Source organism: Methylobacterium sp. Leaf111 (genome assembly GCF_001423285.1).
Taxonomy (GTDB): domain Bacteria; phylum Pseudomonadota; class Alphaproteobacteria; order Rhizobiales; family Beijerinckiaceae; genus Methylobacterium.
In genome coordinates, this window is sequence record NZ_LMNE01000016.1 from 24930 (window position 1) to 39086 (window position 14157).

Annotated in this window: 14 protein-coding genes; 11 read left to right on the plus strand and 3 right to left on the minus strand. The window is 71.3% G+C overall.

Translation table 11 applies throughout. From position 1 onward, the window contains the following. Positions 1–18: 18 nt before the first annotated feature. Positions 19–975, plus strand: coding sequence for an acetamidase/formamidase family protein (locus ASF41_RS11540; protein WP_056349096.1), 957 nt, complete (start codon positions 19–21; stop codon positions 973–975). A gap of 87 nt (positions 976–1062) precedes the next feature. On the opposite strand, the gene ASF41_RS11545 is transcribed toward ASF41_RS11540, so the two are convergent. The 3 genes from ASF41_RS11545 to ASF41_RS11555 all read right to left on the minus strand — a co-directional run bounded on the left by ASF41_RS11545 (position 1063) and on the right by ASF41_RS11555 (position 3891). Further along, the gene (locus ASF41_RS11545) at positions 1063–2259 is read right to left on the minus strand and encodes an FAD-dependent monooxygenase (RefSeq protein WP_056270041.1); all 1197 of its coding nucleotides are present in this window, start codon (positions 2257–2259) and stop codon (positions 1063–1065) included. A 413-nt stretch (positions 2260–2672) separates the two neighbouring features. Next, positions 2673–3548 carry a trypsin-like peptidase domain-containing protein gene (locus ASF41_RS11550; RefSeq protein WP_056270037.1) on the minus strand — a complete coding sequence of 292 codons (876 nt, stop codon included), beginning with the start codon at positions 3546–3548 and terminating at the stop codon, positions 2673–2675. 43 nt (positions 3549–3591) lie between these two features. Next, positions 3592–3891, minus strand: coding sequence for a hypothetical protein (locus tag ASF41_RS11555; protein WP_244476291.1), 300 nt, complete (start codon positions 3889–3891; stop codon positions 3592–3594). A 383-nt stretch (positions 3892–4274) separates the two neighbouring features. On the opposite strand from ASF41_RS11555, the gene ASF41_RS11560 reads away from it, so the two are divergent. The 10 genes from ASF41_RS11560 to ASF41_RS11605 all read left to right on the plus strand — a co-directional run bounded on the left by ASF41_RS11560 (position 4275) and on the right by ASF41_RS11605 (position 14154). After that, on the plus strand, positions 4275–6158 hold the full coding sequence (locus ASF41_RS11560) for a methanol/ethanol family PQQ-dependent dehydrogenase (RefSeq protein ID WP_056215682.1): 1884 nt from the start codon (positions 4275–4277) through the stop codon (positions 6156–6158). Positions 6159–6475: 317 nt separating this feature from the next. Continuing rightward, the gene (moxJ, locus tag ASF41_RS11565; RefSeq protein ID WP_056270035.1) at positions 6476–7342 is read left to right on the plus strand and encodes a methanol oxidation system protein MoxJ; all 867 of its coding nucleotides are present in this window, start codon (positions 6476–6478) and stop codon (positions 7340–7342) included. 164 nt (positions 7343–7506) lie between these two features. Further along, the gene (gene moxG, locus ASF41_RS11570) at positions 7507–8100 is read left to right on the plus strand and encodes a cytochrome c(L), periplasmic (protein ID WP_056217638.1); all 594 of its coding nucleotides are present in this window, start codon (positions 7507–7509) and stop codon (positions 8098–8100) included. A 95-nt stretch (positions 8101–8195) separates the two neighbouring features. After that, positions 8196–8486 carry a methanol dehydrogenase [cytochrome c] subunit gene (locus ASF41_RS11575; RefSeq protein WP_056349100.1) on the plus strand — a complete coding sequence of 97 codons (291 nt, stop codon included), beginning with the start codon at positions 8196–8198 and terminating at the stop codon, positions 8484–8486. 171 nt (positions 8487–8657) lie between these two features. Further along, positions 8658–9689 carry a MoxR family ATPase gene (locus tag ASF41_RS11580; RefSeq protein WP_056493415.1) on the plus strand — a complete coding sequence of 344 codons (1032 nt, stop codon included), beginning with the start codon at positions 8658–8660 and terminating at the stop codon, positions 9687–9689. Then, the gene (locus ASF41_RS11585) at positions 9686–10540 is read left to right on the plus strand and encodes a DUF58 domain-containing protein (RefSeq protein WP_056493357.1); all 855 of its coding nucleotides are present in this window, start codon (positions 9686–9688) and stop codon (positions 10538–10540) included. The genes ASF41_RS11580 and ASF41_RS11585 overlap by 4 nt, the downstream gene beginning before the upstream one ends. A gap of 8 nt (positions 10541–10548) precedes the next feature. Next, positions 10549–11475: a hypothetical protein gene (locus tag ASF41_RS11590; protein ID WP_056493361.1), complete on the plus strand. Its 927-nt coding sequence runs from the start codon at positions 10549–10551 to the stop codon at positions 11473–11475. Then, on the plus strand, positions 11472–12527 hold the full coding sequence (locus ASF41_RS11595) for a vWA domain-containing protein (protein ID WP_056493364.1): 1056 nt from the start codon (positions 11472–11474) through the stop codon (positions 12525–12527). Before ASF41_RS11590 ends, ASF41_RS11595 begins: the two co-directional genes overlap by 4 nt. Next, complete coding sequence (locus ASF41_RS11600) at positions 12524–13168, plus strand: MxaK protein (RefSeq protein WP_244476290.1); 645 nt, start codon at positions 12524–12526, stop codon at positions 13166–13168. The genes ASF41_RS11595 and ASF41_RS11600 overlap by 4 nt, the downstream gene beginning before the upstream one ends. Beyond that, the gene (locus ASF41_RS11605) at positions 13165–14154 is read left to right on the plus strand and encodes a VWA domain-containing protein (protein ID WP_056217657.1); all 990 of its coding nucleotides are present in this window, start codon (positions 13165–13167) and stop codon (positions 14152–14154) included. Before ASF41_RS11600 ends, ASF41_RS11605 begins: the two co-directional genes overlap by 4 nt. Positions 14155–14157: the final 3 nt, after the last annotated feature.

The window sequence follows — 14157 nt, forward strand, 5'->3', positions numbered from 1 at the left end:
CCCGACCCAGGAGCCCGCATGTCGATGCATCACGAGATTCCCGCGACCCCCGAGAGCATGGTGCTGGGCTACTTCGACGCCACCCTGCCCCCCGTGCTGGAGGTGGCCTCCGGCGATACCGTGACGCTGCACTCGTTCCCGGCCGGCGGACGGGAATCGCTCCATCCCGATCCCGCCCGCGTGCCCGCGGATTACCGGCTCGCCCTCGACACCCTGGCGCAGGGCCCCGGCCCCCACTTCGTCACCGGACCCGTCCACGTGCGCGGTGCCGAGCCCGGCGACGTGCTCCAGGTCGACATCCTGGACCTGAAGGTCCGCATGGACTGGGGCTTCGTGGCGATCCTGCCGCTCCTCGGCACCCTGCCGGACGAGTTCACGGACTACGAGACCATCCACCCCGACATCGACCTCGCCCGCGGCGTCGCCGTGCTGCCCTGGGGCACGGAACTCCCCCTCGATCCGTTCTTCGGCATCATGGGCACGGCGCCCCCCGCCGCCTGGGGGCGGGTCGGAACCCCGGTCCCGCGCGGGTTCGGCGGGAACATGGACAACAAGGAGCTCCGGGTCGGCACCACCCTCTACCTGCCGGTCTATAACCCGGGCGCCGGCTTCTACGCGGGCGACGGACACGGCGTGCAGGGCGACGGCGAGGTCTGCATCACGGCCCTGGAGACCGGCCTCACCGGCACGGTCCGCCTCACCGTGCGCAAGGATCTCGGCTACGCGTGGCCCTTCGCCGAGACGCCCACGGACCTGATGTCGATCGGCCTGCACGAGAGCCTGGACGAGGCGATGCGCCAGGCCGTGCGCGAGATGGTGCGCCACGTCTGCGACCGCACGGACCTGACCCGCAACCAGGCCTACATGCTCTGCTCGCTGGCCGGGAACCTGCGCATCACCCAGACGGTGGACGGCAACAAGGGCGTGCACATGCTGATGCCGAAGCGCGCTCTGAAGCCGAAGCGCGCGCTCTGACGTCGAAGCGCGCGTCCCGAAGGCGGCCCTGCCTCGGCCGTCAGACACCGGAGGCGCGGGCTGGAATGGGACCGTCCGGTTGGGGCCTCAACGCACCGGACGGTCGTACGCCGAGAGATCGGGCGCCTTCGGGGGACGCGCGAACAGCGTTCCCGAAGCCCGACGAACCCAGCGCGTGCTGGCCACGCGCAGGGCGCCATGGAGCAGCCGGATCCCGAGCCGGCTCTGCGGGTTGGCCAACCGGGGCGCGATCTTCGGAACGCCCTGGCCCGCCTCGACCATCGGACGCATGGCCCGCTCGTAGGCGGCCAAGCCGGCCCGGACATCGGAGGTCCGCGACAGCTCCTGGGCGAGGACGAAGGCGCCGGTAATGGCCAGGGTGGTGCCGATGCCGGCGAGCGGCGTGGCGCACCAAGCGGCGTCCCCCGTCAGGGCGATGCGGCCCTTCGACCAACGCGGCATTCGCACTTGCCGCAGGACATCGAAGTAGAAGTCCTCGGTGGTGTCCAGGCCCGCCAGGACCCGCCGGGCCTGCCAGCCGGCATCGGCGAACCGCTCATGCAGGAAGGCCTTTTGTCGGCCGACATCCCAGGCCTGCTCGCCCGCGGGCGGCTGCTGGAGGGACAGCATCGCCCGCGTGGTGCCTTTCCGGTCGGGGCGCAGCGACACGCTCCGGCCCCCGGGCGCATTGTACCAGCGCCACAACCGATCATCGTCGGCGACCCGCGGAACGGTGAAGTAGGCGATGGTCAGATCCATCCAGCGCGGGTCGTTCTCCCCGGGGAAGACGAGTTCGCGCGTCGCCGAGCCCACGCCCTCCGCGACCACGACGGCGTCGTACCGCTCCGTGAGGCCGCTGGCGAACGTCACGGTCGCGGCGTCGCCGTCCTCGTGGAGGCCCGTGATGCTGTCGCCGAAACGGACGCTTACGGTGTCCCGCGCCGCGTCGAACAGGAGACGCGCCAGGTCCCCGCGGAGGATCTCCATCTCGGCCGTCGGCCCGTCGCCGCCGAGGTCGTCGGTCATGAACGTCGCGACGATCCGGCCGTCGCCGTCGACCCAAGCCGTCCCCGTTTCTCCCGTGCCCTGTTCGAGGGCGGTCTCGTCCAGTCCCATCCGGCGCAACACCGCGCGGCCGACGCCACGCACGTCGATGTTCTGACCCCCGTCCCGGAACGCGGGCGCGCGCTCCACCACCGTGACCTCGTTTCCCAGACGCGCGAGCCACCAGGCGAGGGCTGAACCGGCAACGCTGGCGCCGGTGACCAGGATACGATGGGTCATGGATCCTTCCGGGCGCGGAAAACGGCCGCGACCTCCGCCTATATGCGTCGCCGTCTGGCAGCGGACCAGGGCACGTCCAGCCCATCCGGTCATCGAGCGGACCGGCGGGGCCCGACCCCGCCGTGGGTGGCCAAACCGGGGCGTCTCGAACGTGGTCGTTCGGCGATGGGCGTCGTCTGGGTCGGAGCGCCTCCCGGTTCCGTATCGGGCCTTGCGTCGCGTGCCTCAATGGCCGGTGCGGTGGGATACGCGGCCGGGAACCGGGTGGCGGTCGAGCGAAGCGCGGCATGGAACCCCGGGGGCATGGAAACCCGGGGGCATGGAACCCCGGCGGCATGGCGGTGCGGGAAGAAACCGGTGCCGGCGCGGAACGCGACCTCAGCGGCCGCCGCGCCCTCCGCTCCGCCCGCCGGTCAGCGGACCGTCGGATCGGCGGCGAGGCGCGCCCGGATGGCATCCGTGAGCCCGCCCTCGAACAGCAGGGCCGAGCCGTAATGGTACTCGATGTCGAAGGCCCGGCGCGAGTTCATGGACAGGGAGGCGCTGTGCAGGGCGAGGAGGCGGCCCTCGGCGTCGAACAGGCCCGAACCGGAGCCGCCATAGCCGTTGTTGCAATCGTGCCGGACGCGCCGGATCGCGTCCTCGCTCGGCGGGTCGATCCGGTGGATCGTGCAGGGCTCGAGGCTGCTCTGGCCGGGATAGTTCGCGTGGCCGCCGGGGGAGACCATGACGACCGGGACCGGCACGGACCCGGTCGGCAGGTCGGGGAAGGCCGGCACCGGCTGCGGGCGCACGCCCTCGGCCGGCTCCGCCAGCTCGACCAGGGCCCAGTCGTCCGTGATGTGGAGCGACATCGCCCCCGGCACGGTGCCGAGGCGCAGGGTCCCCGGGGCGAAGGCGTAGTTCCGGCCCCCGATCTGGAAGAAGCAGTCGGCGACGTCGCGCGTGGGCTCCAGGTGCCGGCTGCGGAAGTTGTGGGCGTTCAGGACCACGAGGCGCGGGCTGCCGATCAGCCAGGCGGCGGCCGCCTTCCGGGGAATGCCGTCCGACCGGCAGTAGAGCACGCCGGCGCCGGGATAGCGGGCGTAGTCCGCCCCCGCCAGTTCGCGCCGGTCGTCCTGCGGATAGAGCGCCGCCCATCGCTGCGGACCCTCCGCCCGACCCGCACCGCTCCCGCCGAGGTGCAGGAGCCCGGCGCCCACGAGCCCGGCACCGGCGAGCGCGAGGCGCCAGAGCGCCCTGCCCCCTGGGACCCGGGTCCGCGTGAGTCTGGCCCGACCCGACCGCACCGGTCCGCCGCTCCCCTGACCTAAGGGTACCTGGCCCAAGCGCCTACTCGTCGGCGGTCTGGTGGACGGAGACGCAGATCTTCACCGCCTGCTCCAGCTTGGTCTCGCGCGGATTGCCGATGTTGGCCGTCTCTTCGAGGCAGCGGACGAAGTAGTCCCGGTCGAGCTGGGGCGAGAGGCTCGAGAACGCCTTGCCCATCCGGGTCGCGAAATCGACCCGGTCGGCGGTCGGGGTGCGCGACCAGATCGCCACCGGATCGTCGAGCGTCAGGCGCGCGGCCTCGGCGGTCGACGCCGCACCGACAGCACAACATAATAATATACTAAGACGGCGGATCATCATCGCAAGTCTCTCTCTGGGCGCCCAAGCCTACCGCTGGGCGGCACCATCATTCCACTGGGGATGCCGTGTCAATTGTCTTGCCGAAATTCATCGGATTGCCGGATCAAAGCTTTCTCAATACCGGATTTCAACCGAATGATTGCCGATTGATCCCGATAAAAAAGTGCCAACTGGCCGCAGACAGCGGGAAAGACAAATGCTTTTATGAATAGCCAGCCGATCAGTAATAAAACTTTCATAAGAAGCTCTATATCTCAAGATAGTCTTATGAATGCGACGGGCTCCTGGGATCAATACAGGAGCTTGTCCTGATCCGGCGAAATCAAAGGCTGTGCCGGACCGGACGGTCGACGGACGCGGCCATCAGGGTAGGAGACGTTGGGATGAACAGGTTTCTGGCTTCGGTCTCGGTGATGGCGCTGGGCGCCCTGGCGCCGATGGGTCTGCCGAGCATGGCCGCCGCGAACGACAAGCTCGTCGAGATGGCGAAGGACGACGCCAACTGGGTGATGCCCGGCAAGAACTACGACTCGGACAATTACAGCCCGCTCAAGCAGATCAACACCAGCAACGTGAAGGACCTGAAGGTGTCCTGGACGTTCTCCACCGGCCTGCTCAACGGCCACGAGGGCGCCCCGGTGGTGGTGGACGGGAAGATGTACGTCCACACCTCCTTCCCCAACAACACCTTCGCGCTGGGCCTCGACGATCCGGGCAGGATCCTCTGGCAGGACAAGCCCAAGCAGAACCCGGCCGCCCGCGCGGTGGCCTGCTGCGATCTCGTGAACCGCGGCCTCGCCTACTGGCCCGGCGACGGCAAGACCCCGGCGCTCATCCTCAAGACGCTCCTCGACGGCAACGTCATGGCCCTCAACGCCGAGACCGGCGAGACGGTCTGGAAGGTCGAGAACTCCGACATCAAGGTCGGCTCGACGCTGACGATCGCGCCCTACGTGGTCAAGGACAAGGTCATCATCGGCTCCTCCGGCGCCGAGCTCGGCGTGCGCGGCTACCTCACCGCCTACGACGTGAAGACCGGCGCCCAGGTCTGGCGCGCCTACGCCACCGGCCCGGACAAGGACCTGCTGCTGGCCGACGACTTCAACATCCGCAACGCCCATTACGGCCAGAAGGGGCTCGGCACCTCCACCTGGGAGGGCGATGCCTGGAAGATCGGCGGCGGCACGAACTGGGGCTGGTACGCCTACGATCCCGGCACCAACCTGATCTACTTCGGCACCGGCAACCCGGCGCCGTGGAACGAGACCATGCGTCCGGGCGACAACAAGTGGACGATGACGATCTTCGGCCGCGACGTCGACACGGGCGAGGCCAAGTTCGGCTACCAGAAGACCCCGCACGACGAGTGGGACTACGCGGGCGTCAACGTGATGATGCTCTCCAACCAGAAGGACAAGGACGGCAAGGACCGCAAGCTCCTGACCCATCCGGACCGGAACGGCATCGTCTACACCCTGGACCGCACGGACGGTTCGCTGGTCTCGGCCAACAAGATCGACGACACCGTCAACGTCTTCAAGTCGGTGGACCTGAAGACCGGCCAGCCGGTGCGCGACCCGGAATACGGCACCCGGATGGACCATCTCGGCAAGGACATCTGTCCCTCGGCGATGGGCTACCACAACCAGGGCCACGATTCCTACGATCCGGAGCGCAAGGCGTTCTTCATGGGCATCAACCACATCTGCATGGATTGGGAGCCCTTCATGCTGCCCTACCGCGCGGGTCAGTTCTTCGTCGGCGCGACGCTGAACATGTATCCGGGTCCGAAGGGCGACCGGCAGAACTACGAGGGCCTCGGCCAGATCAAGAGCTACAACGCCATCACGGGCGCGTTCCAGTGGGAGAAGATGGAGCGCTTCGCGGTCTGGGGCGGCACGACGGCCACCGCCGGCGGGCTGGTGTTCTACGGAACCCTCGACGGCTACATCAAGGCGCGCAACTCGGACACCGGAGACCTCCTCTGGAAGTTCAAGATGCCCTCCGGCGCCATCGGCTACCCGATCACCTACACCCACAAGGGTGAGCAGTACGTGGCGATCTACTACGGCGTCGGCGGCTGGCCGGGCGTCGGCCTGGTCTTCGACCTGCAGGACCCGACCGCCGGCCTCGGCGCGGTGGGCGCCTTCAAGAAGCTCGCCAACTACACCCAGATGGGCGGCGGCGTGATGGTGTTCTCGCTGGGCGGCAAGGGCCCCTACGACGACCCGAACGTCGGCGAGTACCAGACGGCGGCCGCGAAGTAGGCGGCACGACGAGGCCGCGCCCGCAGCGTGCGCGTGTCCCCCTCCCCCCCCTGTGGGGAGGGGTCAGGGGTTGGGGGTGGCTCCGCTGGCCTTCGTCCGTCGCGGGGCCTCCGGCCACCCCCACCGCCAACGCCTCCCCGCGCGAGTTGGGTGATCGCATCCGCGATCTGCCTGTCGGCGGCTCTGGATTCCGGGCTCGCCGTCGGCGACCCGGAATGACGGTGTGCCTCATCTGTGATCGCCCTGCCGCAACGGGCCGGGGAGCCGCGTCCCGGTCCCACAAGACTCCGACCAACGAGAACAACGGAAACGCTCCCATGTCCTTCGCCACAGGATGCTCCTTCGCCGCAGGATGCCTGTCCGCTGCGGTTCTTCTCGCCCTCGGCGGGGCCGCGCTCGCGCAAGGCGACACGAAATCCGCCCCCGACGACAGGACCCTGCGGGTCTGCGCCGCGAACCAGCCGCCGCTCTCGCTGAAGGACGGCAGCGGCCTCGAGAACCGCATCGCCGCGGCGATCGCCGACGCCATGGGGCGCAAGGCCGAGTTCGTCTGGTCGGACAAGGCGGCGATCTACCTGGTGCGCGACAGCCTCGACAAGAAGCTCTGCGACGTGGTCGTGGGCCTCGACAGCGACGACCAGCGCGTGCTGACCACGAAGCCCTATTACCGAAGCGGCTACGTGTTCGTGACCCGCGCCGACCGCGACCTCGACGTGAAGTCCTGGGCCGACCCGCGGCTCAAGACCGTCGACCACATGGTGGTCGGCTTCGGCACGCCCGGCGAGGTCATGCTGAAGGATATCGGCCGCTACGAGGAGGACATGGCCTACCTCTACTCGCTGGTGAACTTCCGCGCCGCCCGCAACACCTACACGCAGATCGATCCGGCCCGGATGATCAGCGAGGTCGCCACCGGCAAGGCCGACGTGGCGGTCGCCTTCGGCCCGGACGTCGCCCGCTACGTGAAGGACTCGGCCCAGCCCCTGCGCATGACCCTGGTGCCCGACGACACCACCCGCAGCGACGGCCGCAAGATGCCGCAGAGCTTCGACCAGTCCATGGGCGTGCGCCGGGACGACACCGCCCTGAAGGCCGCCCTCGATGCGGCCATCGTCAAGGCGAAGCCGAAGATCGAGGCGATCCTGAAGCAGGACGGCGTGCCCCTGGTCCCCGTCACCAACTGATCCGGTTCCGCCCCGCGCGGCCCCGGTCCGACATCCCCGCTTCCGAGGCGGAGCCCGACGCGGGCGCGCCGGGCTCCGCCCCAAACCCCTCGCCGGCGCCCCGATGGGCGCCCGGTCCAGCCCCGCCCGGCCGGTCAGCCGTCCGGCGTCATCAGGTCGAATTCATGCGTGATTCCCATGGCATCCTGGCCATCTGTTTCAGCCTCGCCGCCGTCCTCGGTGGCGTCGCCGCCCTGGCGCAGCCCGCCGCCGGCCCCCAGACCGGCTTCGTCTTCCGCAACACGGTCACGGGCGAGCAGCTCGACGTCGCCGAAGGCAAGGCGGGCGGCCGCGACACCCCGGCGGTGAAGCAGTTCTTCCAGACGGGCAAGAACAGCTACATCGACGACAAGTCCTGCCTGCGCAACGGCGAGTCCCTCTTCGCGACCTCGTGTTCCGGCTGTCACGGCCACCTGGCCGAGGGCAAGCTCGGGCCGGGCCTCAACGACAACTACTGGACCTATCCCTCGAACACCGAGGACACCGGCCTGTTCGCCACGATCTTCGGCGGCGCCAACGGCATGATGGGCCCGCACAACGAGAACCTGACCCCCGACGAGATGCTCCAGGTCATCGCCTGGATCCGGCACCTCTATACTGGTCCGGTCCAGGACGCCGTCTGGCTCAACGACGCGCAGAAGAAGAATTACACGCCCTACAAGCAGGGCGAGACCTTCCCCAAGGACGTCAAGGGCCAGTGCCCGCCGCTGGAAGACTGACGCCCGAGGAAGTCACGGCGCCATCCGTGAGGCACCACCGCGCGCGAGCCGCGACGCCGATCCACAGACAAGAACGATCAACAGAGGAGACGACCATGCGGACTTTCATCACAGCCCTGGCGATCGGTGCGGGCGCGCTGCTCGCGGTTCCGGCGATGGCCTATGACGGCACCAAGTGCAAGGCGGCCGGCAATTGCTGGGAGCCGAAGCCCGGCTTCCCCGAGAAGATCGCCGGCACGAAGTACGACCCGAAGCACGACCCCAAGGAACTCAACAAGCAGTCCGAGTCGATCAGGGCGATGGAAGAGCGCAACAAGAAGCGCATCGAGGCCGCCAAGAAGACCGGCAAGTTCGAGTACGACGTCACCAAGCTGTCGTCGAACTGATCCCGCCGTCCTGATCCTGGCGGATCGGGGTCGCCCGCCGCGCGGCGGGCGCGCCCCGATGGCGCCGCGACCCGGCGGGGCGACCTCCGGACGCTCCGTCCCGGGTCGCGGCCGTCGGTGGCGCCGGGCCTTCCGGTCCCCCGGGTCTCCGTTTCCTCAAGGCTGAGCATGATGAACCAGGTCCGCTCCGGCGATGCGATGCTCACCGACTGGCGCGCGGCGGCCACCCGCTTCGAGGCGACGGTGGGCGCGGCCGTGCTCGGACAGGCCCGGGCGATCCGGCTCCTCACCATCGCGCTCTTCGCCCGCGGCCACGTGCTGCTGGAGGGCGATGTCGGCGTCGGCAAGACGACCCTGCTGCGCGCCGTGGCGCGGGCGGTCGGCGGCGCCTACGCGCGCGTCGAGGGCACCGTCGACATGATGCCCACTGACCTCGTCTACCACACCTACCTCGCCGAGGACGGCCGCCCCCGGGTCGAGCCGGGGCCGGTGCTGCGGCAATCCGAGGACCTGTCGATCTTCTTCTTCAACGAGATCAACCGGGCCCGGCCCCAGGTCCACGCCCTGCTCCTGCGCCTGATGGCCGAGCGCACGCTCACGGCCTTCGACCGGGAGTACCGGTTTCCCAACCTGCAGGTCTTCGCCGACCGCAACCGGGTCGAGCGGGAGGAGACCTTCGAACTGCCCGCCGCCGCCCGCGACCGCTTCCTCATGGAGATCGGGCTGGAGGCGCCCCAGGACGCCGCGAGCCGGCGCGCCCTGGTCTTCGATCCCCGCTTCCACGACACCGACGCGCTGATCGCCGGCCTCGACGGCGGCGTCCTCGACCACGCCGCCCTCCCGGGCATCGCCGCCGCGATCCAGCACGGCATCCAGGCGAGCCCGGCCATCGAGTCCTACGTGATCGGGCTCTGGGCCGCGCTGGTGCGGCCGGGGGAGGCCGGCATCCGCCTGCCCGGCCTCGACATGGAGGCCCTGGTCCAGGGCGGGGCCTCCCCCCGCGGCGTCGCCTTCCTGGTCCGCGCCGCCCGCGTCCGCGCCTGGCTGGAGGGCCGCGACTGGATGGTGCCGGAGGACGTCCGGGCGGTCTTCCCCGAGGTCATGGCCCACCGGGTCTTCCTGGAGCCGATCTACGAACTGCGCCGGGCCGCCATCATGCCCGACCTCTGCCGGGCCGTGTTCGAGACCGTGCCGGCGCCATGACGGAGACGGCGCAACCCGACATCGTCTACCGCCCGCGCGGGCGCCTGCCCGGGACCCGCCCCGGCGCCCATCGCGGCCGCGAGGCCGGTGGCCTCGGCACGTTCCGCGATCAGGTGCCGTTCCTGCGGATGCCCGATGCCCGGCGCATCGACGTCCGCGCCACCCTGCGCGACCCCTTCGAGGGCACCGTCGTGCGCCGCTTCGAGGCGCGGACCCCGATCGAGGTCTGGGCGCTCCTCGACCTCTCGGCCTCCATGCGCTTTGCCGGCGCGGCCGACCGCATGGCCCTGGCCTGCGCCTTCTGCACCGGCCTCGCCGCCTCGGCCACCCGGATCGGCGATCCCTTCGGCCTGATCGGCTGCGACGAGGACCTGCGGGACGACGTGTTCCTGGCGCCCAGCCGCGCGCCCACCCGGGCCGCCGAGGTGGCGCGGCGCCTCGCGGCCGCCGACTGTTCCGGCCGGGGCGCCGGAGGCATGGCGGCGGCGGCCCGCCGCCTCGCCGGGCGCCCGAAGATCGTGTTCCTGCTCTCCGACTTCCGCTGGCCGGAGGCGCAGATCGCCGAGGTCTTCGCGGCCCTGAGCCGGCACGACCTCGTCCCGGTGCTCCTCGGCGACGCCGCCGAGGCGGAGGGCCTGCCGGACTGGGGGCTGCTCGAGCTCGACGATCTTGAAGGCGCCGGGCGCCGGCTGGTCTTCATGCGCCCCGCCCTGCGCCGGCGCTGGATCGCCCGCGAGGCCGCCCGGATCGAGACCCTCCGGCGCCTCGCGACGGCTCATGGCCGCCCGCCCTTCCGCCTCGCCGGCCGCTTCGATCCCGACGCGGTCAGCCGCCACCTCCTCGGCGCCTGAGGCGGCTCATGCGCATCCGCTTCCTCGCCCCCCTCCTCGCCGGCCTCCTTCTGTCGGGCCCGGCCGGGGCCCAGGTCCGCTCCGTCGAGATCCGCACGCCGCGCCCCTTCGGGTACTTCCTCGGGGACCTCGTCCGGGCCGAGGTCGACCTCGTGGTCGAGCCGGGCTTCCGGCTCCAGGCCGCGTCGCTGCCGCAGCCGGGGGCGCTCACCTACTGGCTCGACCTGCGCGACCTCGACGCGACCGCGTCGGTATACGGCGACGCCCGGCGCGTGCGTCTCGCCCTCACCTACCAGACCTTCTACGCCGCCCTCGATGCCCGGGCCCTGGAGATTCCGGGCTTCACCGTCACCTTCGTGAGCGAGAGCGATCACGGCGCCACCACCGTGAAGGCCGAGGTGCCGGCCTGGTCGTTCAACGTCTCGCCGCTGCGCGAAATCCAGCCGCCCGCCCGGGACGACCCCCGCGACTACATGCGCCCCGACGGGCAGGTCGGCCCCGGCGATCCGCGGCCCCTGCTCCTCGGTGCCGCCGGCTCGGCCAGCCTCGCCCTCCTGGCGCTGGCGGGCCTCGCCCGGGACCGGAGCTGGTGGCCGTTCCGGGCCCGGCGCGGCCGTCCCTTCGGCCGCGCGGCCCGTCGGATCCGCGCCCTGGCGCGCCGACCGGACCCGATGCTCCACCACCGCGACGCGCTGCTGGCGCTCCACGACGCCCTCGACACGGTGGCCGGCCGCCGGCTGTTCGCCGACGATCGCGGTGATTTCCTGAAGACCCACCCGGCCTACGCGACCGAGGGGCCGGACCTCGCCCGGTTCTTCGAGGCGTCCCGCCGGACCTTCTTCGGGCCCGGCCCGGAGGACGGCCTCGCCGTGCTCGACCTCCCCGCCCTCGCCGCCCTCGCGCGGCGCCTCGCCCACGTGGAGCGCGCCGCATGATCGATGCACTCGCCCGCCTCTCCGCCGACCATCCGGCCCTGCTCTGGCTCCTGCCCCTCGCCCTGCTGCCGCTCCTGGCCTCGGCCCAGCGCAGGGTTCCCGTGGCCGCCATCGCGGCGGCCCCGGCGGACGGCCCGTCGCGGGCGATCGGCGCCCTCCTGCGCACCGCCGGGATCGTCGCCGTCGCGGGCCTGATCCTGGCCCTGGCCGGCCCCTACCGTCGGGGCGAGACCCTGACGCGCACCGGGATCGGCGCCCAGGTCTCGATCCTGATCGACCGCTCCGGCAGCATGAACGAGACCTTCGCCGGGCGGCAGCCCTCCGGCCTCGAGGAATCGAAGGCCGCCGCCTCCCGGCGGCTGCTCGCCGCCTTCGTGGGGAGTCGGGCGCACGATCAGTTCGCCGTCACGGCCTTCTCGACGGCCCCCATGCTGGTGGTCCCCATGACCGACCGGCATGCGGCGGTCCGGGCCGCCATCGCGGCGATCGACCGGCCCGGCCTCGACTACACCAACATCGCGCGGGGCCTCGCCATGGGTCTGGCCCAGTTCGGGCCCGCGAGCCCCACCACGTCCCGAGCGCTCCTCCTCGTCTCGGACGGAGCGGCCGTGATCGATCCGCGCGTGCAGGACACGCTGCGCGCCGCGTTCACCCGCCTGCGGCCGAACCTGTACTGGCTCTTCCTGCGCACGAAGGGCTCTCCCTCCATCGCCGACCGGCCGGCGGGCGAGGACACCCCGCAGGCGGCGCCCGAGCGCCACCTCGACCTGTTCTTCCGGAGCTTGCGGACACCCTACCGCGCCTTCGAGGCCGAGGGAGCGGAGGCGGTGGCCGAGGCGATCGCCCAGATCGAGCGGCTGGAGCGCGATCCGATCCCCTACACCGAGCAGCGCCCGCGCCGGGACCTCGCCGGGCTCGCCTATGCCGCCAGCCTTGTCGGGCTCGTGATCCTCGTCGCGGCCAAGCTCGGAGAGGCGGATCTGTCCCGGAGCGGCCTCTCGGCCGCCCGGTCCCGGGCCACCGCGTCCGACCCCGCGAGGCGCGCCGCATGACGACGACCGTGATCCGGCCCGGGCGTACGGCGCCCCGTTCGGCCACCGACCGAGCCCGGTCGCGTGGCACGGGCCTGCGCGTGGGATGGCGGCGGGCCCGGCCGCGCCTCCTCATCCTGTTGCCGATCCTGCTCCTCGGCGCCGCCCTGGGCTGTGCCTCCGGCGCCTGGCGAATCGCCCGCGACACTGCCACGATCCAGGCTCTCGCCGCGGGCCGGGACGTCGCGGTTCCGGTCGATGCCGCTCCGTCCCTCCTGCTCGCCCGCGTCCAGCACCTCGCCCGGCGCGGCGCCGTGGAGGCGATCGAGCCGCTGATCGCGGCACTCGAAGCGCAGGGCGCGCGCGACCGGGCCGCCCGCGCCCGCTTCGCCCTGGCCAACGCCCATCTGCGACAGGCTTTCGACCACCTGGAGCGCGGCGACCTCGACCCGGCCGGACCCCGCATCACCCTGGCGCGCCAGGAGTACCGGCGCGCGCTCCAGGGCCGTCCGGACTACTGGGATGCCAAGTTCAACCTCGACGTGGCGTCACGCCTGTTGCGCGACTTTCCCGACTTCGATCGCAAATCCGGCGATGCCCTCGCGGCGGAGCCGAAGACGATCTGGACCGACATTCCCGGCCAGCCGCGGGGCGAGCCGTGACGCCCCGCGGCCTGATCCTGCGGAACCTGACGGACGGACGCCTGCGCCTCCTCGCCGGGGCCCTCGGGCTGGTGGCGCTGGCCCTCGTGATGCGCCCGTTCCCGCTCACCCGCCACGGCGTCGCCATCCTGGCGATCGTCGACATCACCGGCAGCATGAACGTCCGCGACTACGTCGGCGCCGACGGGATGCCGGCGAGCCGTCTCGACACCGCGAAGGCGGCTTTGCGCGACCTCGTCGCCGGCCTGCCCTGCGGATCGCGGGTCGCTTTAGGCCTCTTCACGGAGCGACGGCCCTTCCTCCTGTTCACCCCCATCGAGACCTGCGCGGGCTTCGCGCCCATCGACGGGGCGCTGGCGGCCCTCGACTGGCGCATGGCCTGGGAAGGCGACAGCCGGATCTCCGCCGGGCTGTTCCGCAGCCTCGCCATGGCGGAGGAACTGGGCACCGACCTCGTGTTCATCACCGACGGGCAGGAGGCCCCGCCCCTGCCGAGCCGTGGCGGACCGTCTTTCGAGGGCAGGCCCGGTGCCGTGCGGGGCCTCATCGTGGGGGCCGGGGCACCTGGCCTGTCGCCGATTCCGCGCTACGACGACCGGGGACGCGAGACCGGCTTCTACGCCGCGGGCGACGTCCAGCAGGAGAACCGCTTCGGACCGCCCCCGGCCGATGCCGAGCACCGCGAGGGCTATAACCCGCGCAACGCGCCCTTCGGCGCGGCCGCCGCCCGTGGCACCGAGCACCTGTCCTCGGTGCGCGAAGCCTACCTACGCACCCTCGCCGGCGAGACCGGCCTCACCTACGCCCCTCTCGAAGGATCGGCCAGGCTCGGCGCGGCGCTCGAGGGCGCCGCGACGCCACGCCCGGTCCCGGGCCGCTTCGACCCGCGCCCCATACTCGGCGCGTCTGCGCTGCTGCTCCTGCTCGCGACCTTCCTCGCACCCCTGCTCCGCGCCCGCGGAATCCCGACTTGGAAAAAGGCCTGATCG